At 62.4% G+C, this 25112-nt stretch carries 23 protein-coding genes, 2 tRNA genes and 1 pseudogene; 16 read left to right on the forward strand and 10 right to left on the reverse strand.

Features of this window, described 5'->3' with window-relative positions:
- Positions 1–24: 24 nt before the first annotated feature.
- The 5 genes and pseudogenes from P0D84_RS03770 to tnpC all read left to right on the forward strand — a co-directional run.
- A pseudogene (locus tag P0D84_RS03770) lies at positions 25–618 on the forward strand (MFS transporter); the annotation flags it as partial.
- 127 nt (positions 619–745) lie between these two features.
- Positions 746–1729 (forward strand): MurR/RpiR family transcriptional regulator, encoded by a 984-nt coding sequence (locus tag P0D84_RS03775; RefSeq protein WP_408332569.1) that lies wholly within the window; start codon positions 746–748, stop codon positions 1727–1729.
- Entirely contained in the window at positions 1726–2718 is a 993-nt protein-coding gene (locus tag P0D84_RS03780; RefSeq protein WP_408332570.1) for an isoaspartyl peptidase/L-asparaginase family protein, read from the forward strand. Before P0D84_RS03775 ends, P0D84_RS03780 begins: the two co-directional genes overlap by 4 nt.
- 104 nt (positions 2719–2822) lie before the next feature.
- Positions 2823–4745 carry a dipeptide ABC transporter ATP-binding protein gene (locus P0D84_RS03785; protein WP_408332572.1) on the forward strand — a complete coding sequence of 641 codons (1923 nt, stop codon included), beginning with the start codon at positions 2823–2825 and terminating at the stop codon, positions 4743–4745.
- 174 nt (positions 4746–4919) lie between these two features.
- The gene (gene tnpC / locus P0D84_RS03790) at positions 4920–6323 is read left to right on the forward strand and encodes an IS66 family transposase (RefSeq protein ID WP_408332573.1); all 1404 of its coding nucleotides are present in this window, start codon (positions 4920–4922) and stop codon (positions 6321–6323) included.
- 90 nt (positions 6324–6413) lie between these two features.
- Here tnpC and P0D84_RS03795 read toward each other — a convergent pair whose 3' ends face one another.
- Complete coding sequence (locus tag P0D84_RS03795) at positions 6414–6626, reverse strand: DUF6444 domain-containing protein (protein WP_408332575.1); 213 nt, start codon at positions 6624–6626, stop codon at positions 6414–6416.
- Between the two features lie 94 nt (positions 6627–6720).
- On the opposite strand from P0D84_RS03795, the gene gsiB reads away from it, so the two are divergent.
- The 5 genes from gsiB (at position 6721) to P0D84_RS03820 (ending at position 12148) form a co-directional block, all read left to right on the forward strand.
- Complete coding sequence (gene gsiB / locus P0D84_RS03800; RefSeq protein ID WP_408332577.1) at positions 6721–8283, forward strand: glutathione ABC transporter substrate-binding protein GsiB; 1563 nt, start codon at positions 6721–6723, stop codon at positions 8281–8283.
- 117 nt (positions 8284–8400) lie between these two features.
- Entirely contained in the window at positions 8401–9321 is a 921-nt protein-coding gene (gsiC, locus tag P0D84_RS03805) for a glutathione ABC transporter permease GsiC (RefSeq protein WP_408332579.1), read from the forward strand.
- Between the two features lie 7 nt (positions 9322–9328).
- Complete coding sequence (gene gsiD, locus P0D84_RS03810; RefSeq protein WP_408332581.1) at positions 9329–10234, forward strand: glutathione ABC transporter permease GsiD; 906 nt, start codon at positions 9329–9331, stop codon at positions 10232–10234.
- Positions 10231–11307, forward strand: a complete 1077-nt coding sequence (locus P0D84_RS03815; RefSeq protein ID WP_408332582.1) for a DmpA family aminopeptidase — start codon at positions 10231–10233, stop codon at positions 11305–11307. Before gsiD ends, P0D84_RS03815 begins: the two co-directional genes overlap by 4 nt.
- 7 nt (positions 11308–11314) lie before the next feature.
- Complete coding sequence (locus P0D84_RS03820) at positions 11315–12148, forward strand: M55 family metallopeptidase (RefSeq protein ID WP_408332584.1); 834 nt, start codon at positions 11315–11317, stop codon at positions 12146–12148.
- Between the two features lie 49 nt (positions 12149–12197).
- On the opposite strand, the gene P0D84_RS03825 is transcribed toward P0D84_RS03820, so the two are convergent.
- Positions 12198–13166, reverse strand: a complete 969-nt coding sequence (locus tag P0D84_RS03825; RefSeq protein WP_408332585.1) for an alpha/beta fold hydrolase — start codon at positions 13164–13166, stop codon at positions 12198–12200.
- A 213-nt stretch (positions 13167–13379) separates the two neighbouring features.
- Between P0D84_RS03825 and P0D84_RS03830 the strand changes: the two genes are divergently transcribed.
- Positions 13380–14765 (forward strand): amino acid permease, encoded by a 1386-nt coding sequence (locus tag P0D84_RS03830; protein WP_408332587.1) that lies wholly within the window; start codon positions 13380–13382, stop codon positions 14763–14765.
- Between the two features lie 75 nt (positions 14766–14840).
- Here P0D84_RS03830 and P0D84_RS03835 read toward each other — a convergent pair whose 3' ends face one another.
- The 3 genes from P0D84_RS03835 to hemN all read right to left on the reverse strand — a co-directional run bounded on the left by P0D84_RS03835 (position 14841) and on the right by hemN (position 17067).
- Complete coding sequence (locus tag P0D84_RS03835; protein ID WP_408339657.1) at positions 14841–15362, reverse strand: PH domain-containing protein; 522 nt, start codon at positions 15360–15362, stop codon at positions 14841–14843.
- A gap of 116 nt (positions 15363–15478) precedes the next feature.
- A tRNA-Leu gene (locus P0D84_RS03840) sits at positions 15479–15563 on the reverse strand.
- 118 nt (positions 15564–15681) lie between these two features.
- Entirely contained in the window at positions 15682–17067 is a 1386-nt protein-coding gene (gene hemN / locus P0D84_RS03845) for an oxygen-independent coproporphyrinogen III oxidase (protein ID WP_408332589.1), read from the reverse strand.
- Positions 17068–17253: 186 nt separating this feature from the next.
- Here hemN and P0D84_RS03850 point away from each other — a divergent pair, with 186 nt between their 5' ends.
- The 3 genes from P0D84_RS03850 to P0D84_RS03860 all read left to right on the forward strand — a co-directional run bounded on the left by P0D84_RS03850 (position 17254) and on the right by P0D84_RS03860 (position 19221).
- Positions 17254–17619 (forward strand): YkgJ family cysteine cluster protein, encoded by a 366-nt coding sequence (locus tag P0D84_RS03850; RefSeq protein ID WP_408332591.1) that lies wholly within the window; start codon positions 17254–17256, stop codon positions 17617–17619.
- A gap of 94 nt (positions 17620–17713) precedes the next feature.
- On the forward strand, positions 17714–18307 hold the full coding sequence (locus tag P0D84_RS03855; protein WP_408332593.1) for a DUF1439 domain-containing protein: 594 nt from the start codon (positions 17714–17716) through the stop codon (positions 18305–18307).
- An 80-nt stretch (positions 18308–18387) separates the two neighbouring features.
- Positions 18388–19221, forward strand: a complete 834-nt coding sequence (locus tag P0D84_RS03860; protein WP_408332595.1) for an undecaprenyl-diphosphate phosphatase — start codon at positions 18388–18390, stop codon at positions 19219–19221.
- Between the two features lie 97 nt (positions 19222–19318).
- Here P0D84_RS03860 and trmB read toward each other — a convergent pair whose 3' ends face one another.
- From trmB to P0D84_RS03885, 5 genes are all read right to left on the reverse strand, one after another.
- Positions 19319–20116 (reverse strand): tRNA (guanosine(46)-N7)-methyltransferase TrmB, encoded by a 798-nt coding sequence (trmB, locus tag P0D84_RS03865; protein ID WP_408332597.1) that lies wholly within the window; start codon positions 20114–20116, stop codon positions 19319–19321.
- Positions 20117–20612: 496 nt separating this feature from the next.
- A tRNA-Gly gene (locus tag P0D84_RS03870) sits at positions 20613–20686 on the reverse strand.
- 84 nt (positions 20687–20770) lie between these two features.
- Positions 20771–21334, reverse strand: coding sequence for a YggT family protein (locus tag P0D84_RS03875; protein WP_408332598.1), 564 nt, complete (start codon positions 21332–21334; stop codon positions 20771–20773).
- Between the two features lie 218 nt (positions 21335–21552).
- A complete protein-coding gene (locus P0D84_RS03880) occupies positions 21553–21873 on the reverse strand; it encodes an EthD family reductase (RefSeq protein ID WP_408332600.1) in 321 nt (106 codons plus the stop codon).
- A gap of 77 nt (positions 21874–21950) precedes the next feature.
- Positions 21951–22889: a Rossmann-like and DUF2520 domain-containing protein gene (locus tag P0D84_RS03885; protein WP_408332602.1), complete on the reverse strand. Its 939-nt coding sequence runs from the start codon at positions 22887–22889 to the stop codon at positions 21951–21953.
- 767 nt (positions 22890–23656) lie between these two features.
- Between P0D84_RS03885 and P0D84_RS03890 the strand changes: the two genes are divergently transcribed.
- Both P0D84_RS03890 and P0D84_RS03895 read left to right on the forward strand, forming a co-directional pair.
- A complete protein-coding gene (locus P0D84_RS03890) occupies positions 23657–23947 on the forward strand; it encodes a hypothetical protein (RefSeq protein WP_408332604.1) in 291 nt (96 codons plus the stop codon).
- Between the two features lie 147 nt (positions 23948–24094).
- Positions 24095–25060 (forward strand): threo-3-hydroxy-L-aspartate ammonia-lyase, encoded by a 966-nt coding sequence (locus P0D84_RS03895; protein WP_408332606.1) that lies wholly within the window; start codon positions 24095–24097, stop codon positions 25058–25060.
- The last annotated feature ends 52 nt before the right edge of the window (positions 25061–25112 follow it).

Consider the following 25112-nt stretch of genomic DNA (forward strand, 5'->3'; position numbering starts at 1 on the left):
ACGTCTAGTCGCAGGAGTTCATCGATGCATGTCCGTTCCTCTTCACCGTCTTCATCCGCGCTCCGCTTGCCGGCCGCCTTCCAGCGGCTCGCATGGTCGAATCTGGTCGCGCAATCCGCCGAGCAGATCAGCCTCGCCGCCGCGCCACTCGTCGCCGTGTTCGCGCTCGGCGCTGGCGCGCGCGAGACCGGTCTGCTGCAAACCGCGCAGACGTCGCCGTTCCTGTTGCTGTCGATTCCGCTCGGCGTCTGGGCTGACCGTCGTTCGCGCCGCACGTTGATGGCGCTCGCCGAAAGCGTGGGCGTGGTCGCCATGCTGTGCGTACTGCTGCTCGTGATGACGCACACGCTGAGCTTGCCGCTGCTCGCCGCGCTCGGCTTCAGCGCCGCGACCGGCACGGTTGCCTACAACGTCGCGGCGCCTTCGCTGGTGCCCTCGATCGTGCCACGTGAAGCGTATGCCCAGGCCAATGGCCGGCTCGAACTGGCGCGCGGCGTCGCGTATTCGGCAGGGCCGGCGCTCGGCGGGTTGCTGGTCGGCTGGATCGGCGCGGGCTGGGCGTATGGCTGCGCCGCCGGGCTATCCGCGCTGGCCGTCGCGTTGCTTGCGGGCCTGCGTCGGTGAAAACCCTCGAGAATGAAAATGAATTTTTTTGCGAGAGGTTTTTATGTAAATATACTTTCATTCATTTTCATTACGCCCGGAAGGAAGTCCCCCAGGACTGTCGTTCCGATGGCTCGTTCGCATGACTCATTCGTCCGTTGCTTCCAACCCCGCTGAGCAGGCCATTGCCGCGCGCATCGCCGCGGCCATGCCGACCCTCACGCCAATCCATCGGCGCATGGGCGAATACGTGCTGGCGAATCTGTTCCGTGCGGCGACCATGCGGATCGACGAACTGGCGAGCGTGGTCGGCGCCTCGGTGGCGACGGCGAATCGCTTCGCTCGCGCGCTCGGCTTCGACGGCTATCCGCAGTTTCGCGAAGCACTCGTGCGCGGTTTCGAAGCGACGCTCGCGCCGGTCGAGCGTTTGCGCAGCGCGCAGGAGTCGCTTGCAGCCGGTGACGATCTGATCGGCGCGTCGCTCGAACAGGCGGCGGCCAACTTGCACTCCACGCGCAGCGCGATCGATAGCGCCGCGGCCGAAGCCGCCGTCGAAGCGATCATCGCCGCGCGCCGTGTATTCGTGCTCGGCTACGGCGCCAGCGCATTTCTCGCCGGCCTGATGGAACACGGCCTGATGCCGTATCACGACAACGTGCAGTCGCTTGCGTTGATCGGCGGAGCGTCGCATGCCGCACGGCGCCTGTTCGCCTCCAACGAAGGCGATCTGGTGATCGGCATTGCCTTCCCGCGTTACGTTGACGACACGATCGAACTCGCGCGTCGCGCATCGAGTCGCGGCGCCCGCGTGCTTGCATTGACCGATGGCCCGCACTCGCCGCTTGCGCAATTCGCGGATCTCTCGCTCTATATCCGCGCCGAACGGCGGCTCGCGGCGAATGCCGATTCGGCCGTGCTGGCCGTCATCGAAGCGCTGTGCGACGCGGTCGCCTATCGCGCGAAGCGCTCGGTGAAGGCGGCCGCCGAGGTCACCGAATTCGTGCTGCCGTGGCTCACCGATTCGCAAGCCGCGGGCTCCGGCACGAGCGAGCGCCCGGCGCGCGCTTCTACACGTACCGCCACGCGTACCTCCCGAACAACCCGCACTACCAAAACAAAACGATGAACTCCAACGCAGTCATTGCAATTCACGGCGGGGCAGGCACGATCCTGCGCGCATCGATGTCGGCCAGCGCCGAAGCCGACTATCACGCTGCCTTGCACGCCGTGCTGAGTGCGGGCCAGCGCGTCCTCGCCGACGGCGGCAGCGCGCTCGACGCCGTCAGCGAAGCCGTGCGTCTGCTCGAAGATTGCCCGCTCTTCAACGCGGGCCGTGGCGCGGTTTACACAGCGGCCGGCACGCATGAACTCGACGCGGCCATCATGGACGGCAGCACGCTCGATGCGGGCGCGATCTGCTGTGTGACGCGTGTACGCAATCCGGTTCTGGCGGCGCGTCGCGTACTCGAGCGCAGCGAACACGTGCTGTTTACCGGCGCTGGCGCGGAAGCCTTCGCGGCCGCGCAAGGACTTGAATTCGCCGAGCCCGGCTATTTCGACACCGAAGCGCGCCACCGTCAATGGCAGCTCGCACGCGGTCAGCAGCGCGCGATGCTCGATCACGACGGCGCCACGCTGGCCGCCGCGCCGTCTTCGAATGACGACGACCCCACACCGCACGAACCGATCGATCCGAATCGCAAGTTCGGCACGGTGGGCGCGGTCGCGCTCGATCAGCACGGCCACGTGGCGGCCGCGACCTCGACGGGCGGCGTCACCAACAAGCAGGTGGGCCGGGTCGGCGATACGCCGCTGATCGGCGCGGGCTGCTATGCGGACGACGCAACCTGCGCGGTCTCGACCACTGGCTCCGGCGAGATGTTCATGCGCATGGTCGCGGCCTACGACGTCGCGGCGCAAATGGCCTACCGCAACGTCTCGCTTGAAGAGGCGGCGCATGACGTGGTGATGAACCGTTTGCCGAAGATCGACGGACGCGGCGGTTTGATCGCCGTCGATGCACGCGGCAACGTCACGCTGCCGTTCAATACCGAAGGCATGTATCGCGGTTTCGCGAGGATCGGCGAGACGCCGGTGACGGCGATTTACCGCTAGTGCTGTGTCGCTGCGCTGTCGCCTGAACTGCTCTGCTGTCTGAACCTTCACTTGAATTTTCGCATGAACCACCGTTAGCCGCGTTCGAAATAAAAGGAACCATCGTGCCGACTTCATCGCACAGCGCTCGTCCGTTTATCGAAACCTTGCCGCCACAATGCGTGCTTGCGGTCGACGATCTGTCGGTCGCATTTCGCAGCGGCGACAAGACCTTCAACGCGGTGCGCAATCTCTCGCTGACGGTCGAGCGTGGCGAGACGCTGGCGATCGTCGGCGAATCGGGCTCGGGCAAATCGGTGACGTCGCTTGCGTTGATGCGGCTGATCGAGCATGGCGGTGGGCGCCTTGCCGGCGGCAGCATCGCTTTCCGGCGCCGCGACGGCAGCGTGCTCGACCTTGCGAAAGCATCGTCCGGCACGATGCGTTCGATTCGCGGCGCCGACATCGCGATGATCTTTCAGGAACCGATGACCTCGCTCAATCCGGTGTTCACGGTGGGCGACCAGATCAGCGAAGCGATTGCCTTGCATCAAGGCAAGAGCCGTTCCGCCGCGCACGCCGAAACGCTGCGTCTGCTCGAACTCGTGCGTATTCCGGAAGCGCGCCGGGTGGCCGCGCGCTTTCCGCATCAACTATCGGGCGGTATGCGTCAACGCGTGATGATCGCGATGGCGCTGTCATGCAAGCCCGCCTTGTTGATTGCCGATGAACCGACCACCGCGCTCGACGTGACGATCCAGGCGCAGATCCTGCAATTGATTCGCGGCTTGCAGGACGAGATGAACATGGGCGTGATCTTCATCACGCACGACATGGGCGTGGTCGCCGAAGTGGCCGATCGCGTGCTGGTGATGTATCGCGGCGAGAAAGTGGAAGAGGGTGCGTCGGATGCGCTATTCGGCGCGCCGTCGCATCCTTATACGAAGGCGCTGCTTGCCGCCGTCCCGCGACTCGGCGCGATGCAAGGCACCGACCAGCCCGCCAAATTCCCGATTCTGACCGTCGAGCAGGCGGCGCTCACCGGCGCTGATAAAGCCGTTCGTCCCGCAGCCGCCGTAGCGGAAGAAACCCAGCCGCTAGTCTGCGAAAGCACACCGCCGGTTCTGCGCGTGCGCGATCTGGTCACGCGCTTTCCAGTCAAGAGTGGTGTGTTCGGCCGTGTGACGGGCCGCGTGCATGCGGTCGAGAAAGTCAGCTTTGACCTGCGCCCGGGTGAAACGCTGGCGCTGGTCGGCGAATCGGGTTGCGGTAAATCGACAACGGGCCGTTCATTGCTGCGCCTCGTGGAAAGCCAGAGCGGTTCGATCGAATTCGACGGCAAGGAAATCAGCTCGCTCACAGGCCCTGCGTTGCAAGCGCTGCGCCGCGATATCCAGTTTATTTTTCAGGACCCGTTTGCTTCGCTGAATCCGCGTTTGACGGTCGGCTTCTCGATCATGGAGCCGCTGCTCGTGCACGGCGTCGCTCAGGGCGCGGAAGCCCAGGCACGCGTCGCGTGGCTGCTCGAAAAGGTCGGTTTGCCGCCCGAAGCGGCACGCCGCTATCCGCATGAATTTTCCGGCGGCCAACGGCAACGTATCGCGATTGCGCGCGCGCTGGCGTTGAATCCGAAAGTCGTGATCGCCGACGAATCCGTTTCCGCGCTGGACGTCTCCGTGCAGGCGCAGATCGTCAACCTGATGCTCGATCTGCAACGCGAGCTGGGCGTCGCGTATCTGTTCATTTCGCATGACATGGCAGTGGTGGAGCGTGTCAGCCATCGCGTCGCGGTGATGTATGTCGGCCAGATCGTCGAGATCGGTCCGCGTCGCGCGGTGTTCGAAGCGCCGCAGCATCCGTACACGAAGAAGCTGATGGGTGCCGTGCCGGTTGCCGATCCGGCGCGCCGTCACGCGAAACGCATGCTCGCCGCCGATGAGATTCCGAGCCCGATCCGCTCGCTGAACGATGAACCGATTGTGGCGCCACTGGTTGCTGTCGGACCGGATCATTTCGTGGCTCGGCATCGGGTCGGTGGCGCTTACTAGGCGCGCACGAAGACTCGTGCCGATCCGAACGCAGCCTCGAGCGCAGCACGCAACACAGCTTCGAATGCAGCCCCGAATGCAGCGCCCAACCTGAAGAAAAATTGTGACTATTCAGCCAGGCTGACCATATGAATAGGGTTGTAAACTGTAGCGACCTCGGCCATCATGCTGGCCATGGCAAAAAAACGGCGACTTCCGGACCTTTCCACACTGACACATGCGCAGAAGGATGACCTGATCCTGAGCCTGTTCGCGCGTCTGGAAGCGCTCGAAACGAATGTGCGCAAAGACAGCCACAACTCAAGCAAGCCGCCATCGTCCGACGGCTTTGTCAAGAAGACGCGCTCCTTGCGTGAGGCGTCCGGCAAGAAGGCCGGTGGTCAAATCGGTCACAAAGGGACGACGCTCAAGCAAGTCGAGCAGCCGACCCAGACCGTGTACCATCCATTGCCAGCGCAATGCGATCGTTGTCACAACTGGCTGCCGCAGGACGAAGCCCGTGTGTCCGAACGACGGCAAGTATTCGATGTGCCCGCGACAGCCTGTGATGTTATCGAGCACCGTACGCTGGAACTGGTCTGCCAGTGCGGCCAATCGCACGTAAGCACGTTTCCTGCGGGCGTGACGGAGGCCGTTCAATATGGTCCGAACCTGCGAGCCTTAGGTGTACATCTGACGCAAGGGCAGCTCTTGCCGTTCGCGCGCGCGGCCCAGCTCATTCAAGACCTGTATGGCATCGCTGTTTCGCCTGGCACCCTGGTGTCATGGGTAGGCGAAGCCCGCAGCGCGTTGGACAGCACGGCCGCTCTCATCGCCGATCAATTGCGCCAGGCGGCGCTACTGCACGTCGACGAGTCAGGCCTACGCGTTGCCAGCAAGCTCCATTGGCTGCATATCGCGGCAAGCGAGACGCACACGTGGTATGGCGTTCACGCCAGACGTGGCATGGAGGCCATCGAAGCGCATGGCATTTTGCCTAGCCGTCTGGGCGTGCTGGTTCACGATTGCTGGGCTCCATATTGGCAACTCGATTGCATTCATGCGCTGTGCAACGCTCACCTCTTACGCGAACTGGTCTACGTGAAAGAGCTCACCGGCCACGACTGGCCGCAGCGGATGATAGATTTTCTGCTCAACGCCAACGACATATGCGAGGCGGTACGACAGAAGCACAGCACGCTTTGCACCGCAGACATCGCGGCTTTTGACACGCTCTACCAGGCGATTCTGTGCGAGGGCGAGCGACTTAATCCGGAGGTCGTCAAACCGGCCGGCAAGCGGGGGCGCTGCAAGCAGTCCATCGCCTTCAATCTACTGCGCCGCTTGCGCCAACATGCCGATGCTGTGCTGCTTTTTATCCGCGATCCGGCTGTCCCGTTCACCAACAACCTTGGCGAACGCGCCGTCCGTATGCCAAAAGTGAAGCAGAAAATATCCGGCTGCTTTCGCACACTCGACGGTGCCGAAAATTTCTGCGTCATTCGTTCCTGCCTCGACACACTGCGCAAGCAAGGCCATGGCATGCTTGACGTATTACAGCGGGCCTTTGCCGGCGATCCTATACAGCCCGCTGCCTAGCTGCTGAACCGTCACAGGACGTTAGCAGTATTGAGCGTAAACGTCGTCCCTTTGCGACCGATTTGCCCGCCTGCCTTCTTGTCGAATGCATCAGGAGCGCGTCTTCTTGACAAAACCGTCGGACGATGGCGGCTTGCTTGAGTTGTGACTGTCCTTGCGCGCCATCGTTTCGAGCGCTTCCAGACGCGCGAACAAGCTCAGGATCAGGGCATCCTTCTCCGCATGAGTTAGTGTGGAAAGGTCCGGAGGTCGCTGTTTCTGTGCCATAACCAGCATGGTGGCCTGGGTCGATGCGGTTTTCAACCCTATTCATAGGGTCAGCCTGACTGAATTGTCACGAAAAATTTTCTCTCGCAGCACATAACCCTGATTCAATTCGCAGCCTGGAGCCAACCTCATGAACCTGCTGGTCCCGTCTTCTCCGTTTCGTTTGCGCGCGCTGGTCAGCGGCGGCGCGATGGTGTTCGCGATGCTCGCGGGCAATGTGGCGCACGCGGACACGACCGTCGTGATGGCAGTCGCGTCGAACTTCACGTCGCTTGATCCGTACGACGCCAACGACACGTTGTCGCAAGCCGTCTCCAAGTCGTTCTATCAAGGCCTGTTCGGTTTCGACAAGGACATGAAGCTGGTCAACGTGCTGGCCGACAGCTACGAAGCGAGCCCCGACGCCACGGTCTACACGTTCAAGCTGCGCCACGGCGTGAAGTTCCAGGACGGCACCGACTTCAACGCTGCCGCGGTGAAAGCGAATTTCGACCGCGTGACCGATCCGGCAAACAAGTTGAAGCGCTACAACATGTTCAACCAGATCGATAAAACCGAGGTGGTCGATCCGTACACAGTGAAGATCACGCTGAAGGCGCCGTTCTCGGCGTTCATCAACGTGCTGGCGCATCCTTCGGCGGTGATGATTTCGCCGGCCGCGCTGAAAAAATATGGCAAGGACATCGCCTTCCATCCGGTCGGCACGGGTCCGTTCGAACTCGTGAAGTGGGACCCGGCCGGCGACCTGACGGTGAAGAAATTCGCCGGCTACTGGAAGAAGGGTTATCCGAAGGTCGATGCGATCGACTGGAAGCCGGTGGCCGACAACAACACACGCGCGGCGTTGATGCGTACCGGCGAAGCGGACTTCGCATTCCAGGTGCCGTTCGAACAGGCGGCGCAATTGCAGTCGAGCCCGAAGGTCGATCTGATCGCTTCGCCCTCGATCATCCAGCGCTACATCAGCCTGAACGTCAACCAGAAGCCATTCGATAACCCGAAGGTGCGCGAAGCGCTGAACTATGCGATCAACAAGGACGCGCTGACCAAGGTCGCGTTCGCCGGTTATGCGACGCCGGCAGACGGTGTGGTACCGCAAGGCGTCGACTACGCGGTGAAGCTCGGCCCCTGGCCGTACGACCCGGCCAAGGCCCGCGAACTGCTGAAGGAAGCGGGTTATCCGAACGGCTTCGAAACGAAGTTGTGGTCTGCGTATAACTATTCGACCGCGCAGAAAGTGATCCAGTTCGTTCAGCAGCAACTGTCGCAGGTCGGCATCAAGGCACAGGTCGAAGCGCTTGAAGCGGGCCAGAGCGTGGCGCGAGTAGAGAGTGCGCAAGACCCGGCGACCGCGCCGGTGCGGATGTACTACATCGGCTGGTCAGCGTCGACGGGCGAAGCGAACTGGGCGCTCTCGCCGCTGCTCGCCTCCATCTCGGCCCCGCCGAAGCTGATGAATACCGCGTACTACAGGAACGACGCGGTCGACAGCGATCTGACGAAAGCGCTCCAAACCACGGACCGCACACAAAAGACCGCTCTCTACACGGATGCGCAAAAGCGCATCTGGGCTGACGCGCCGTGGATTTTCCTCGTTAAGGAGAAGATCGTCTACGCGCGTAGCAAGCGTCTGTCGGGTGCTTACGTCGCGCCGGACGGTTCGTTCAATTTCGATGAGATAGCGGTCAAGTAACGCGCGGGCCGCCCGGCCCGGCGCGCTCCTCTGGAATGTGCCGGCTGGGTGGCGAGGTCCCGCTTTCATCGTTGCAGACGATCCTTCGTTGCCCGCATCATTGCCGGATTGGGTTTCATGCTGAACTTCCTTGTTAAACGTCTTTTTGGGCTGGTACCGACGCTCTTCATCGTCGCGGTGCTGGTCTTCCTGTTCGTGCATCTGCTGCCCGGTGACCCCGCTCGGCTCGCGGCCGGCCCCGAGGCCGACGAAGCCACTGTCGCCCTAGTGCGGTCCGATCTCGGACTCGACAAACCGATGCCGCAGCAATTCGCCAATTTCTTCGTGAAGCTGGCGCATGGCGACTTCGGCACGTCCACCCGCAGCAAGCGGCCAGTCAGCCAGGAAATCGGCGAGCGCTTCATGCCGACACTGCTGCTCACGCTCACCAGCATGGTGTGGGCGGTGATGCTCGGCATGGGCATCGGCATCGTCTCGGCGGTGTGGCGCAATCGCTGGCCCGATCGGCTCGGCATGACGCTGGCGGTGTCGGGCATTTCGTTTCCCGCCTTCGCGCTCGGCATGCTGCTGATGGAGATCTTTTCGGTCAAGCTCGGCTGGCTGCCGATTGTCGGCGACGGTTCATGGAAGAGCTACGTACTGCCCTCGCTCACGCTCGGCGCGGCGGTGGCGGCGGTGATGGCGCGCTTCACGCGGGCTTCCTTCGTCGAAGTGATGAATGAAGACTTCGTGCGAACCGCCCGCGCGAAAGGTGTGCCCGAACGGCTCGTGATCGTCAAACACTGCCTGCGCAACGCAATGATCCCGGTCATCACGATGATGGGTTTGCAATTCGGCTTTCTGCTGGGCGGTTCGATCGTGGTCGAAGTGGTGTTCAACTGGCCGGGCCTCGGACGCCTGCTGGTGGACTCCGTGACGATGCGCGACTATCCGGTGATTCAGACCGAGGTGCTGTTGTTCTCGCTCGAATTCATCATCATCAACCTGGTTGTGGACGTGTTGTACGCCGTCATCAACCCGACCATCCGTTTCAAGTGAGGCCCGCATGAGCATCTCAGCCACCGAGGCGAATGCGGTCAAGGCCGCCCTCGCAGAAAGCACGATCCGCACGCCGTGGAGTGAATTCTGGCGCAAATTCCGCAAGCAGCATGCGGCGCTCGGCGCCGGTATTTTCGTGCTGTTGCTGATCGTGGTCGCGATTCTCGCGCCGCATATCGTGCCGTACGATCCAGAGAATTACTTCGACTACGACGCGTTGAACGCGGGGCCCTCGGCCGCGCACTGGTTCGGCGTCGATTCGCTGGGGCGCGATATTTTCAGCCGGATTCTGGCGGGGTCGCGCATTTCGCTCGAGGCAGGTTTTCTATCGGTGGCGATCGGCGCGGTGATCGGCACGTTTTTCGGGTTGCTGGCCGGTTACTACGAGGGCTGGTGGGATCGCATCACGATGCGCGTTGCCGACGTGCTGTTTGCCTTCCCGGGCATTCTGCTGGCGATCGGTGTGGTTGCGATTCTCGGCAACGGCATGATCAATGTGATCTGCGCGGTGGCGATTTTCAGCATCCCGGCGTTTGCCCGGCTCGTGCGCGGCAATACGCTGATGCTCAAGCAACTCACGTATATCGAAGCGGCGCGCAGCATCGGCGCATCGGACTGGACCATCATCGTGCGGCATATTCTGCCGGGGACGATTTCGTCGATCGTCGTGTACTTCACGATGCGGATCGGCACGTCGATCATCACGGCCGCGAGCTTGTCGTTTCTCGGACTCGGCGCGCAACCGCCGACGCCGGAGTGGGGCGCGATGCTCAACGAAGCGCGCGCCGATATGGTCACGGCGCCGCATATCGCGCTGTTTCCGAGTCTGGCGATTTTCCTCACCGTGCTGGCATTCAATCTGCTCGGCGACGGTTTGCGCGATGCGCTCGATCCGAAGCTCGACCGGCCATGAGTTTGAGTGAACCTGTGGGTGCAAGTGCACCGCATATCGGTGTGTTGCCAAGCGGCCCGCGCGGGACGCTTGCCGACGTGCACGGCGTGACAGTAGGACATTGCACGCTAGATGATGGTGCTGTACAGACCGGCGTGACCGTGATTCGTCCGCATTCCGGCGATCCTTTTCTTGAGAAGGTGCCCGCGGCTGCCTCAGTGATCAACGGATTCGGCAAAAGCATCGGGCTCGTGCAAGTCGAAGAGCTCGGCGTGCTCGAAACGCCGATTGCGTTGACCAATACCTTTGGCGTGGCCGCGGTCGCACAGGCGCAGATTCGCGCTGCAATTCAAGGTAATCCGCAAATCGGACGCGAATGGTCGACGGTCAATCCATTGGTGTTCGAGTGTAATGACGGATACCTGAACGATATTCAGGCTTTGGCGGTAAGCGAACGGCATTACAACGCTGCGTGTGAAGCGGCGAGCGTTGACGTCGCGAGCGGTTCGGTCGGCGCAGGCCGCGGCATGTCGTGCTTCGATCTGAAGGGCGGGATTGGTAACGCATCGCGCGTCATCGAGGTAGCAGGGCAGCGTTATACGGTCGGCGCCCTGGTGCTGGCGAACTTCGGCCGCCTGCCGATGTTGACGATCGACGGCACGGCGCTCGGTCGCGTGCTGGCTGAACGCGCAGCGAAAGCAGTCGCCGTCTCGGAACCCGAGCAAGGCTCGATCATCATGATCGTCGCCACCGACGCGCCGCTCGACGCTCGCCAACTCAAGCGTCTGTCATTGCGCGCCGCGGCAGGTCTCGCACGAACCGGTTCGGTGTACGGCCACGGCAGCGGCGATATAGCGTTGGCATTTTCAACGGCCTACACCGTGCCGCACGATGCCGACTTCATCGCGCTGCCGCCAATGCTCGCCGATGCACGCCTCGATTCACTATTCCGTGCCTGCGCGGACAGCGTCGAGCAAGCGATCGTCGATGCATTGTGGAGCGCCACGTCGGTGACGGGCCGCGACGGCCATCGGCGTCTAGCGCTGCACGACGCCGCTCCCGACCTCGCTCAACTTCTCAAGCAATCCTCCTGAGCTCCTGATGAAAGTCCTGATTTCCGCCGATATCGAAGGCGTGGCCGGCGTGTTCCATCCCGAGCAAACGCGCGCGGGCAACGGCGAATACGAGGCCGCGCGCCGCTGGATGACACTCGAAGCGAACGCCGCGATCGAAGGCGCATTCGCCGGCGGCGCGACGCATGTATGGGTCAACGATTCGCATGGCGGCTTCCGCAACCTCCTGCCCGATCTGCTCGACGCACGTGCCCAGGTCGTGCTCGGCAAACCACGTACGCTCGGCATGATGGCCGGGCTTGAATACGGTGCGGCGCTGGTGTTCATGATCGGCTATCACGCGAAGTCGCAGACGCGCGGCATCCTCGCGCACACGATCAACAGCTTTGCGTTCGCGCGCGTTTCGCTGAACGGCGTCGAAGTCGGCGAGGCGGGATTGTATGGAGCGTTAGCAGAAGAATATGGCGCACAGGTAGCGCTTTTATCGGGCGACGATGCGTTCGCGGAAGAAACCGCACCGCGCTTTCCCAGCGCGCGTTTTGTCGTCACCAAGAGCGCGACGGGGCATGCGAGCGGTGTTTCGCAAACCCCGGCGAGCGCGCGAGATGCAATCGAAATTGCTGCACGCGAAGTGGTGCGGCACTACATCGACAACGGTCATGCGCCACAAGCGACGCGCGCTGCCGCGAAGCCCGTCGAATGCGAATTGCGTGTGCAAACCACCGCGCTCGCCGATCTGTTCTGCCAATGGCCGACGCTCACGCGCGTCGACGCCGTCACGCTGCGCTTTGGCGCGGAGTCGGCGGAACATGCGGTGCGTATGCTGAACTGCCTGTCGGCGATGTCGTTCATGCTGCGCTAGCCGCGTGACGAAGTGGGGCGTCGCTCAAGCGGCCGAGCCGGGGCGCCGGCTACTGCTGCCGGCTCAACTCGCGCGCCGCGCGATCGATCACATCGGCGACCGCGCCCGCATGCGATACCGGCACGAGATGGCTCGATGAAATGGGCACGATCTTCGCGCCCATCCGGTTGGCCATGAACTGTTCGACTTCGGGCGACACCGCGCGGTCCCTCGTCGTCAAGATGTACCACGACGGCTTTTCTCGCCACGCCACCTGGCTTACCGTTTCGCTGAACGCCTTCGCGGCCATCGGCTGTTGCGCGGCGGAGAGCACGCGCGTCAGATTCTCGGGCACGTCGGCGGCGAAGTCGGCGTGATATTTGGTGCGGTCGAGCCAAAGAAAGCCCGTTGAATCCGCGGTGATGCCTTGAGTCGCGGGCGCTGGCGCCGCGCGCTTCATCAGATCCACCGTCGATTCGTGCAGGTCCGGCGCAATCGCGGCCACGTAGACAAGACCCGCTACGTTCGGCGCATTCGCGCCGGCTTCGGTGATCACGACGCCGCCCCACGAGTGCCCCACCAGGATGGTCGGGCCGTCCTGCCGCGCAAGGACGCGGCGGGTCGCGGCGACATCGTCGGCGAGCGACGTGAGCGGATTCTGCACCGAACTCACGTGATAGCCCTTTTGCTGCAACTTCGCGACGACACCGTTCCAGCTCGACCCGTCGACGAACGCGCCATGAACCAGCACGACGTTGCGCACGGGGCCGGTCACCGGTGCTACGGGAGGTGTGGAGGCAGTCGCCCTGGGCGTGACGGGTGGGGCGGGTGCGGGAGTGGGTGCTGCAGGCGTGGCAGGTGCCGCAGGCGGCGGGGCCGGCGCTTCAGGTGCGCTCGACTCCATGCCGGGCATCTCGGCCGGTTCGGTGGCGGGTTCGGCGGCGGGTTCTGCCGCGGGCGCCGCGGTTTGCGCGAAGGCACCCGCCCCAGCGAAGCAGAGATACAAAGCAGCGGCGCAAAGCAGACGTTTGGGCAACATGTTGAATCTCCGAAGGCTGAAACCTCGACTAGGCGAACATACAGAAGCGCCACGCCAGTGACAACCACTATCCTCGCCGTTCAGTGCGGCGCAGAACCAAGCGCGGGTTGCTCCCAGTATTTAGGTATTTTCGGACACGCTAAAATTTCGGGTTCTGCCGGGCCGGACCATAAGTCTGACCGGGTGATCGATATCCATACACTGGGGCGCAATTTGAATAGTGCACAGCAGCAAGACGGCCTGAAGCGCGGGCTTAAGAATCGCCACATCCAGCTGATTGCGCTGGGCGGCGCGATCGGCACCGGCTTGTTTCTCGGCTCCGCCAGCGTATTGCAGGCAGCCGGTCCGTCGATGATTCTCGGCTACGCGATCGGCGGCATCATCGCCTTCATGATCATGCGGCAGCTTGGTGAAATGGTCGCGCAGGAACCGGTCGCCGGTTCGTTCAGTCACTTCGCCTACAAGTATTGGGGCGACTTTCCCGGCTTTCTGTCCGGCTGGAACTACTGGGTGCTGTACGTGCTCGTGAGCATGGCCGAGCTGACTGCGGTAGGCACCTACGTGCATTACTGGTGGCCGGGGGTGCCCACGTGGGTCTCGGCGCTGGTGTGCTTCGCCATCATCAACGCAATCAATCTCGCCAACGTCAAAGCCTATGGCGAAACAGAATTCTGGTTCGCAATCGTCAAGGTGGTGGCGGTGATCGGCATGATTCTGTTCGGCGGCTATCTGCTGATCAGCGGTCACGGCGGCCCGCAAGCTTCGATCACTAATCTCTGGGCCAACGGCGGCTTTTTCCCGCATGGGTTTCACGGCCTGTTCATGATGCTCGCGGTCATCATGTTCTCGTTCGGCGGGCTCGAGTTGATCGGCATCACGGCGGCTGAGGCCGACGATCCGCAAAAGAGCATTCCGAAGGCCGTGAATCAGGTGATCTACCGGATTCTGATTTTCTACATCTGCTCGCTGGCGGTGCTGCTTTCGTTGTATCCGTGGAATCAGGTAGCGGCTGGCGGTAGCCCGTTCGTGATGATCTTCTCGCAGATCGGCTCGACGCTGACCGCGAACGTGCTCAACGTGGTGGTTCTGACGGCGGCGCTGTCGGTGTACAACAGCGGCGTGTATGCGAATAGCCGCATGCTCTACGGTCTCGCGGAACAGGGCAATGCGCCGCGTGCGCTGATGAAGGTCGACCGGCGCGGCGTGCCGTATATGGCGATCGGTTTGTCGGCGCTCGCCACGTTTACCTGCGTGATCATCAACTATCTGATTCCGGCCGAAGCGCTCGGTTTGCTGATGGCACTCGTGGTGGCCGCGCTGGTGCTGAACTGGGCGCTGATCAGCCTGACCCATCTGAAATCGCGCAAGGCGATGGTGGCGGCGGGCGAGACGCTCGTGTTCAAGTCGTTCTGGTTCCCGGTCAGCAACTGGATCTGCCTCGCCTTCATGGCGCTGATCCTCGTGATTCTCGCGATGACGCCGGGTCTGTCGGTCTCGGTGTGGCTCGTGCCGGCGTGGCTGGTGGTGATGTGGGCCGGCTATGTGTTCAAGCGCCGGCGCGCGTCAATGCATGGCGGTGCGCGGGTGGCGGGGCGGTAGAGTCAGAAATCTTGCAGCCGGCGCTTGCGATGCAGCAGTGGCCGGCACCTTACATTGATGAACGGAGCCGGCTGTTCAAATGCTGTGCGCCTGAGCGTGATCGGGGGCGTTGGGATCATACGGGGCGGCGGCAATAAACCGTTCCTGTTGCATGGCTATCGCCTCGTCGAGCTTCCTGCAGAGCTGATCCGCGTGCCTGATGCCCGGCAAACGCCTCACGGGATGCGCCAGATCGTTGGTCGTCAAAATGATCGTGCCGACGCCGAATACGCGCTGCCACCAAGGGTGGATCGACGTGATGCTCTGAATCCGGGAGAGTTTCAGCCTCGATGTCCGGCGGTGCAGAATACCTTGCGTCCAGGCAATCTGCTCGGTATCGATGACGATCCGGGTGAACGCTGTCTTGACGAACGGCAAGCCGACGCCGATCGACACCGCGCCTGCTTGTGCAAGCAGCACATGCCATTGAAGCGGGAAAGCGCTCGACGCGAAGACATGTATGCCGCCAATCACAGCCATGACGGCACATCCTTTCAGGATCGCTGGAAGGTTGCAGATCTGCGACGGCGCGCCGCTGAAAATCACCTGATTGGCCATGACTGACAATAGATGATCTCGGCTCCCGTGGGAAGCAAAAAACCCGCAAGGCTTTTAGCTTATTGCGGGCTCAGTGGAAATTTGAAGAATTCACCGGTACTGGCCGGAATGCTACATGGTGCCCAGGGCCGGAATCGAACCGGCACGCCTTGCGGCGGGGGATTTTGAGTCCCCTGCGTCTACCAATTTCACCACCTGGGCAGGTCTTCTAGCGCACGCGTCAGGATATGGCGCGCGGCGAAGACGCAGATTATGGCCGAAAATTCGACGACGGGCAAGCCGGTCGCTTTCTTTCGTTCATAGCCATCATTTAGCGTTTTCAAACGGTGCGGGAAAACCGTTCGAGCGTCTGCTGACCGAGATAGCGGTCGAACACCATCGCGATGTTGCGCACGAGCATGCGCCCGGCCATCCGCACTTCGAGCTTGCTGCCGCTCACCGACACCAGGCCGTCCTGCTCGAAGCCGCGCAAGCGTTCCAGTTCCGGCTCGAACGTAGTGGCGAAGCGGATGCCATAAGCGGCTTCGAATTCGTCGAAGCGCAGTTCGAGATTGCACATCAATTGCGTGATCACGTCGCGCCGCAGACGGTCGTCCGCAGTGAGCCGCACGCCACGTGTGATCGCGAGCTTGCCTGCGTCGATCGCCGCGGCGTAGCCGGGCAGATCCTTGACGTTTTGCGCATACACATCGCCGACCTTGCCGATCGATGACGCGCCGAAGCCGATCAAATCACATTCCGCACGCGTGCTATAGCCCTGGAAATTGCGATGCAACGTACGCTGCGCTTGTGCACGTGCGAGCTCGTCGGTGGGCAGCGCGAAATGGTCCATGCCGATGTAGACATAGCCCGCGCCCGTCAGCCGCTCGACTACCCGTTGCAGGATCGCGAGCCGCACGGCAGGCGAGGGCAGCGTGGCCGCGTCCATCTGACGTTGCAACTTGAAGAGCTGCGGCATGTGCGCGTAGGCAAACACCGAAAGACGATCGGGCGCGAGCTCGATCATCGTGTCGAGCGTGCGGCTGAAACTGTCGACCGTTTGATGCGGCAACCCGTAAATCAGGTCGACGCCGATCGAGTGAAAGTCCGTATCGCGCGCGGCTTGCATCACCGACGCGGTCATCTCGAGCGGTTGAATGCGATTGATCGCCCGCTGTACCACCGGATCGAAATCCTGCACGCCGAGACTGAGGCGGTTGAAGCCGAGCGTACGCAGATGCGCAATCGTTTCGGGCGATGCTTCGCGCGGATCGACTTCGATCGAATATTCGGCTTCGGTGTCGGGCAGCAACGTGAAGTGCTCGCGCGCCGCCGCCATCAGTTCCGCCATTTCGTCGTGCGACAGGAACGTGGGCGTGCCGCCGCCCCAATGCAATTGCGATACGGGGCGCCGCGTGTCGAAACACGCTGCCTGCAAAGCCATTTCGCGTTTCAGATGCGCGACGTAAGGACGCGCATGCGCACGGTTTTTCGTGGCGACCTTGTTGCAACCGCAGTAGAAGCACGCGGTGTCACAAAACGGAATGTGGAAGTACAGGGAGAGATCGGTGGCCGAGGCGCCTGGATCGGCGGCGGCGCGCGCATAGTCGGCGGGATCGAACGTGTCGCGGAACTGCAAGGCGGTCGGATAGGACGTATACCGTGGACCGTTCGCGCTGTATCTAGCGAGGAGGTCGGGGCGGAATAGCGTGTTGGCGGTGGTCATGGGGCGCCCAGGTTTGACGGCCACCGTGGAAGAGGCAAGAGCCGGCGGCGCTTCGGAACACCGGATCGAACAGCGCAAACGCCTCTTGAGCGTGGCCTTCCGTATCCACCGAGTTTACGTGAGCGACCTTCTGCCGGATTGTGTAAAAAGGTCGCACCGGATGCGATGGCACAATGCGGGTCTGGTATGGCGTTGTATGTTTTCGAGTTCAGGAAAAATGTCGTGAGCGATGTGCCGAACAGTGTGGTGAAACGTGAGTCCCCGTTCAATGTGACCGATCATGCGTGCCGTCCCGATTGCGGCGCGTGTTGCATCGCGCCGTCGATTTCGAGCCCGATTCCGGGCATGCCGAATGGCAAGCCGGCGGGCGTGCGCTGCGTGCAACTCGGCGACGATCTGCGCTGCGCGATCTTCGGTCAGCCGGAGCGGCCGGCGTGCTGTTCCGGTTTGCAACCGCAAGCGGATATGTGTGGCACGAACCGCAGTGAGGCACTCGCGTGGCTGACCCAGCTCGAATTGCAGACTCAACCGCAACCAGCGGCGCGCCGCTAGCGCACGCGGGCGAACCGTCACGTCACCCATTGATTCGAATCAGAACAACCTCACGCAACCGCATGCTCGAGAAGGCTTCCACAGGAGATTTCGCATGACTCGACCCGCTGCGCCGACCCGGCGCCGCTTACTGCTCGCAGCGCTGGCAAGCTGCACGGCGCTCGGCATCACCGTGTCGCTGGCGGCCTGCGCGACGCCGACCTTTCCGTTCATCCCTTCGCACTACACGTTCTCGCAGCAACAGGTTCAGGACGCGGTGCAGCGTAAATTCCCCTATCAGCGCACCGTCTCGCAAGTGTTCGAGGTCGCGCTGACCAATCCGGTGGTCGGCTTCCTGCCGGATGCGAACCGCGTCTCGGTGAAGCTCGACGCCCGATTCGCGAGCCCGTTCATGCCGCAACCGGTCGACGGCGTATTCACGCTGTCGAGCGAACTGGCCTACGACGCCGCCAGCAAATCGGTCGTGCTCAAGTCGCCGAACGTCGACAACGTCAGCGTAAGCGGGCAGGCGCAGGCCTACACGCAGCAGATCAATGCCGCGGCGGCCGCTCTCGCCACGCAGTTGCTGACCAACTATCCGATCTACACCTTCAAGCCCGAACAACTGCAATTTGCCGGCGTGAATTACGAACCCGGTACAATCACCATCCTTACAAACGGCATACGCGTGCAAATCGTCGAAAAATGACGCTGTGCGCGGCCTGCAGGGTCGCGCGCGCACTGGCCGACCCTGTTCGTTTCGACTATCTACAGCGATGAGGGTCACGGATGGACTGGCTATTGGCTTGCAAGGCGCTGATTCTGGGCGTCGTCGAAGGGTTGACGGAATTTTTGCCGGTCTCCAGCACCGGCCATCTGATCGTCGCGGGCAGTCTGCTCAATTTCACGGACGAACACGCGAAAACCTTCGATGTCGTGATTCAGCTCGGCGCGATTCTGGCCGTCTGCTGGGAGTTTCGCCGGCGCATCGGCAGTGTGGTGGTCGGCTTGCCCAGCCGTCCTGACGCGCGCCGCTTCACGCTCAACGTGATCATCGCGACGATTCCGGCGATCGTGCTCGGCCTGCTGTTCGAAAAGGCCATCAAGGCGGCGCTGTTTTCGCCGGTGCCGGTCGCGTTCGCGCTGGTGGCGGGCGGGGTGGTGATCCTGTGGGCGGAAGCGCGCGAGCGCGCGCGAGGAGCGGCGGCGCGCATTCAGAACGTGGACGATCTAAGCCCGCTGGATGCCTTGAAAGTCGGCCTCGCTCAATGTTTCGCGCTGATGCCTGGCATGTCGCGCTCGGGTTCGACGATCATCGGCGGGATGCTGTTTGGTCTCGAGCGGCGTGTCGCCACGGAATTTTCTTTCTTCCTCGCGATTCCGATCATCTTCGGCGCGACGGCTTACGAACTCTATAAAGACTGGCATCTGCTGTCCGCCGACGCGCTCGGCAGCTTTGCGCTCGGCTTCGTGGCGGCCTTCATCAGCGCCTTCGCGTGCGTGCGCTGGCTGCTGCGCTACATCGCCGCGCACGATTTCACGGTGTTCGCGTGGTACCGGATCGGCTTCGGATTGTTGATTCTGCTGGTGGGCTATAGCGGCGAATTGAGCTGGGCGGACTGAGTTGCCGCCCGGCCTTTAGCCATGCAAAAAGGTCCGCGTTGGCGGACCTTTTTGCTTGCGTTGCTTGCTGCCGGCGAGTTGCGAATGCGAAGCGGCTTTATGCTGCGCCGCGCTTTCTGAACACCAGGTCCCACACGCCATGTCCGAGTCGCAGCCCGCGGCGTTCGAACTTCGTCACCGGACGATACTCGGGTCGCGGCGCGTACCCGTCCGCCGTATTTTCCAGCGCGGGGTCGGCGCCCAGCACCTCGAGCATCTGCTCGGCGTAGTTTTGCCAGTCGGTCGCGCAATGCAGATAGGCGCCCGGCTTCAAACGAGAGACCAGCAACGCGACGAACTTCGGCTGAATGAGCCGGCGCTTGTGATGACGAGCCTTGTGCCACGGGTCCGGAAAGAAGATATGCACGCCATCGAGGCTGTCTGGCGCGATCATCTGTTCGAGTACCTCGACGGCATCGTGTTGAATGATGCGGATGTTCGACAGCCCTTGCTCCCCCATCAGCTTCAGCAGCGCGCCTACGCCTGGCTCGTGCACTTCCACGCCGAGGAAATCGTCGTCGGGACGGTGCGAGGCGATCTCCGCGGTGGTCGCGCCCATCCCGAAGCCAATTTCCAGCACGCGCGGCGCGGCGCGGCCAAACACGCTATTCCAGTCGGGTTGCTGCGGTGTGAAGGGCACGACGAAACGCGGACCGAGTTCGTCCATCGCGCGGCGCTGGCCGGTGGATACGCGGCCCGCACGCGTGACAAAGCTGCGGATGCGGCGTCGATGCAAGCCTTCTTCTTGCAAGGCGTCGTTGTCGCCGTTGGCGTTGGTGTTGGCCGGTGGGCCTTCGGTCTCGGGGGAAGTCGGGAGGCCGTCCGGCAGGCCGGCGTCGTTTGGATCGTGGATCATTGTCGATGCTGCTACAAGGGGTCAGTGCGTGGCGGTTTGCATGGCGTTGCGAGGCGCCTTCTGCGCTCGCGCGGCAAGGGCCGCGGCTCGCAGGCGCGGTTCGCTCGAAACGCCAGGCTGGCCGCTGCCACTACAAAAAAGCCGCCTTCATGGGAGGCGGCTCGTGCTGGATTCTGCTGAAGGCTCAGCAGGAAGATGGAGCGGACGTTGCAAGTGCGCGTAAGGTAGCACACCCGAAAAGGGTCCGTCCAGACGGCGGCCGGCCTGAAGGACGGCGACGCTATTCTCGGGCGGTATCACGCGGCTGCATCTGCGCGTTTGGTTTGGGAAGCAAATCGCTGGTGTTGAACACCGCGAAGGCGCTTCGCGACTTGGTGCGCGCGTTTGTGCGACTTCTCGGAAGACAGGCTGAATGTGAAGCTGGCGGGAATTGCTGCAGAATCAGATCGCTTTCGCGAAGCCGCCTGGGCGACCGCCAGGCGGGCTGAAAAGAATCTGGAGCGGGCGATGGGAATCGAACCCACGGCTCTAGCTTGGGAAGCTAGGGTATTACCATTATACGACGCCCGCGAAGCCCACAATTCTACTCGGGAAGGGGCGGTTAGCGCAAATCGCGCTGCCGCCCGCATGTCCACGCGGCGCACAAAGCGCCGTTCAGATCACGAAGTAAGTCAACTGAACGGCCGCGCGCGTGACCACCATCAGCAGCACCTGCACGATCACGAACAGCAGAATCGGCGAGAGGTCAATGCCGCCGAGTTGCGGCACGATACGGCGCAGCGGATTCAAAAACGGCGCGGTCAGCTGGTACAGGATCGGCATGGCCGACGAGCGCGGATTGAGCCATGACAGCAGCGCCATCAGGATCGTCATCCAGATGATCAGATTCAGCGCCCACTTGATGAGCGTCAGCACAGCCACGATCAGCAAGGTCGGCGCGAGCGTGAGCGGATCGGCGCCTGTGAGCGCCACCATCAGCACCACATAAACGATTGCCGCCAGCAGAGCCGCGACCAGGCTGGCCCAGTCGATATTGCGCGTGCTGTGCAGGATGTGCCGTAAGGGCAGCACGATCCAGTTGGTGACTTGCAGCACGGCGTTCGAGACAGGGTTGTACGGCGGCAGGCGCACGACTTGCAGCCATGCGCGCAGCAGCAACGCGGCGCCGAACAGCGTAAAGACGGTATTGAGCAGAAAACGGGCGATATCGCCAAACATCTCGTGTCCTTATCCTTCGAATGACGGCCGTGGATCGGCCGCAAGGTGCCGGCGCTGACCGATCGGTGCGCCGGCAGTTTATTTGGCTTGCCCGCGCCGTTCCCGCAGGAGGGCGCGTGACGCGTCATAAATAGGGACGCGGTAGATCAATTTCCAGATGTGCGAGTCAGGCTAGCCGGCGAACCGCATGCCGCCAAGCCGCACCCGGCCACGGGATATCACACAGAAACCTTGATTTCGCTGATCAGAATCGCGCCGTTGCCACCGTCGGTGTAGTTCGGGATGTCGGCAAGCAACTGCTCCGAGGCCGGCTTGAAGACTTTGTAGAAGTCGTCCGCGCTATCGAACAGGAAGTGGCCTGCGGCAACGTACGGCGGTGGCGTTCCCGGCGGCCCGGCGTTGATGCCGACGTCGACCGACCAGCCTTTCAGTGACGGCCCGAACAGCTTCGCTGCGAGCGGCATGTGCGTGGCGCAGTAATACTCCACGTCGAAGTGGCCGTTTTCCCGATATGGATAAAGGATGCTGACCTTGATCATTGTGCGTTCTCGTCTGTTGGTCCCGAAGCGCGGCGCTGGCGGATTGCACGCGGCGCCGGACGTCACATTATCACGCCTTACTTGACGCTTGCACCTGCTGCGGCCTGATTCAGTGACCGGCCGAGCGATTCTTCCACCGCCTCGGCAATCGCCTCGATGGCGGCGGGCGGTTTAGCGCGGCGTTCGGCCAGTTCGACCGCGCGTCGCGACAGCAAGCCGTACAACGCGGCATGGTCGCCGCCGAGGCTTTCCAGCAAGGCCAACTGCTTCGCCACGACGCCCGTATCGCCGCGCGACACGGGGCCGGCGAGCGCATTGGGCAGGCCCTTGTCGCGGGCGGTTTCGATGGTGCCGGACAGCATCGGCAGCAGCGCCCGCAGCGCGTCGTCTTCGGCGAAACCCAGCGTGCGCCACAGGGCAACGCATTCAGCGAGGCTGCACAGCGCGAAACTCGCGGCGTAATGCGCGGCGGCGTGATACAGCATGCGGCCGCCCGCTGGGATCGACAATGGGTGGCAGCGCAGCGCGACGGCCAGCGCCGTAAGGGCGTCCTTCAGGGTGCCGTCGGCCTCGATCGTCACCGAGCAGCCAGCGATCCGTTCGAGGTCGGCGAGATCGCCGCCAAAGAGGTACAGTGGGTGAAAACCGCCGATTGCCGCGCCCTGGGCGCGCGCCGGGGCCAGCAATTCGATCGGCGAGGCGCCGCTGCAATGCACGAGTGCTTTGCCGTGTGGGCCGCTCGCCGCGTCGGCCGCGAAGCGCAGTATGTGTGCTGTCGTACCGATGCTGTCATCGGGAACGGCTAAAAAGACGATATCGGCGGCGTCGACAACCTGTTGTGGATTGTCGAATGCCGCGCAATGCTCGATTTGACTGGCAAGCCGGCTGGCCGAGGCTGGCGTGCGGCTCGCCACCGCCGTGACGGGATAGCCGGCGCGTGAAAAGCTTAGCGCGAGACAGCGCGCGAGCCGCCCCGCACCGATAAAGCCGAGGCGCGGCAGAGAGGGGTGGGACATGGTTGCGTGCTCCAGACGGGACACTTGAACGGGGAAAGCAGAAGTATCGCGCATCCGCCCGGCTGTGGTGTGTCCCGGCGTAGGCATTCCTCTGATCAGTGCGCCTGAGATATGGCGCGTCCGGTCGGTCATCCGCTCGCGCGCGCCCCGCAGGTCCGAAAACTGCTCACAATTTCGTCTTGAGCCGGTTTGGCAGTTGCTGTTCTGGGTTTTTCGTCTCGCAGTCAGATTCGGGAGGTAACGATGAATATTTTTTCTTACCGAAAGCACTTGCGGTTCTTGACGCATTCGCAGCGCCGTCGCTGGTGGGAACAGAAAAAGCGCTTGACGCCACGCGTGCGCATCAGCGGCGCGTATGTCCCACCCAACGTCTCCAGAGAATTCGCCTATGTGAAGGTAGGCTGAAAATACCGTCTGCTCACGAGTAAGAGATGCCCGACGCGATTGCGCCGGGCATTTTTCATTTGAGCCGTCAGGATTGAAGCGAATTTGTAATCAAAGATTACTGACAAACGGGCGCCTGAAGCCGCAAGCGCCGCAAGGCAGTGCATTCGCGTGCGCTCCACCGCTGCCAAACCCTTGGTTCTCAGTCCGTTACAGCGCTTGTCCGCGCGGGGCAGCGCTGTTGCAAATTCCGACCTATTGCCGTCGATTGCAATTTGCAACAAATGCGAACATCCATGCGCAGTCTTTTTCGATACATTGATTTCGTAGCATGCAAGGCATGCGAAGTTGGCGACCTTGACCGGCCGCGCCAGGAGAACAAAGTGAAAAAGATCGTTCCGTTTGTTGTTGCCGCCGCACTCGGCGTGGGGTTCGCTACCGCTGCTGAAGCGCACGTTTCCGTGGGTATTGGGATTGGTATTCCGGTCGCGCCGGCATATCCGGTTTATGCCGCGCCGCCGCCGGTCTATTACGCGCCGCCGCCGCCGGTCTATTACGCACCGCCGCCGGCGGTCGTGGTGGGTGGATATTACGGTGGCTATGGCCGTCCTTATTACCGTCACGGCTATTACCGCGGTTATTACGGCCGCGGACACGGCTACTATCGCCACTGATCGAAAAAGGGCGTGAAGACAGGTTGACGGCGTAACGCCGGCGTGATCGCCGGGTTGCGCCGTTTGTGTTTTTACTGCGACATACCAAAGCATCGGCGAAGCTGGGAGAATGGCTGGCTTCGCCACCGCTCCTGGAGAGTTTCGCCGATGCAAGCGCTTCCCGTTCCTACTTATCAAGACGTACTCGACGCCGCTGCGCGTCTCGAAGGCGTCGCCCACCGTACCCCCGTTCTAACTTCCAGCACGTTCAATGAGCGCACGGGCGCGTCGGTGTTTTTCAAGTGCGAAAATTTTCAACGCATGGGCGCCTTCAAGTTTCGCGGCGCCTACAACGCGATTTCGCATTTCGACGCGGAGCAGCGCAAAGCAGGCGTGCTGACGTACTCGTCGGGTAACCATGCGCAAGCGATTGCGCTATCGGCGCGCCTTGCAGGCATTCAGGCGACGATCATCATGCCGCACGACGCGCCCGCCGCTAAAGTCGCGGCGACCAAGGGTTATGGTGGCGAAGTGATCAGCTACGACCGCTACACCGAGAATCGCGAAGAGATCGGCCGGCGGCTCGCCGAAGAGCGCGGCATGACGCTGATTCCGCCGTACGATCATCCGCACGTGATCGCCGGGCAGGGCACGGCGGTCAAGGAGTTGATCGAAGAAACTGGCCCGCTCGACATGCTGTTCGTTTGCCTTGGCGGCGGCGGGCTGATCGGCGGCAGTGCATTGTCGGCGGCGGCATTGAGCCCGGCGTGCACCGTGATCGGCGTCGAGCCCGAAGCCGGCAACGACGGCCAGCAATCGCTCGCGCGCGGCGAGATCGTGCATATCGACGCACCGCGCACGATTGCCGACGGTGCCGCCTCCACGCATCTCGGCGACTACACCTTTGCCATCATCCGGCAACGGGTCGCGCAGATCGAAACGGTCACCGACGCGCAGTTGATCGAGACCCTGCGTTTCTTCGCGCAGCGCATGAAGATCGTGGTCGAACCGACGGGTTGCCTTGGCGCGGCTGCCGTGCTCAATGGCATCGTGCCGGTGAAGGGTAAGCGCGTTGGGGTGGTGTTGAGCGGCGGCAACGTGGATCTGGCGAAGCTCGCACAGTATCTCGCCTGATAGTAGGCATTGGGCTTTACGCCGCCGCGCTGCACTCCGGTGGAATTGACGG

Source organism: Paraburkholderia sp. RL17-337-BIB-A (assembly GCF_046025895.1).
In the GTDB taxonomy this organism is placed as follows: Bacteria; Pseudomonadota; Gammaproteobacteria; order Burkholderiales; family Burkholderiaceae; genus Paraburkholderia; species Paraburkholderia fungorum_C.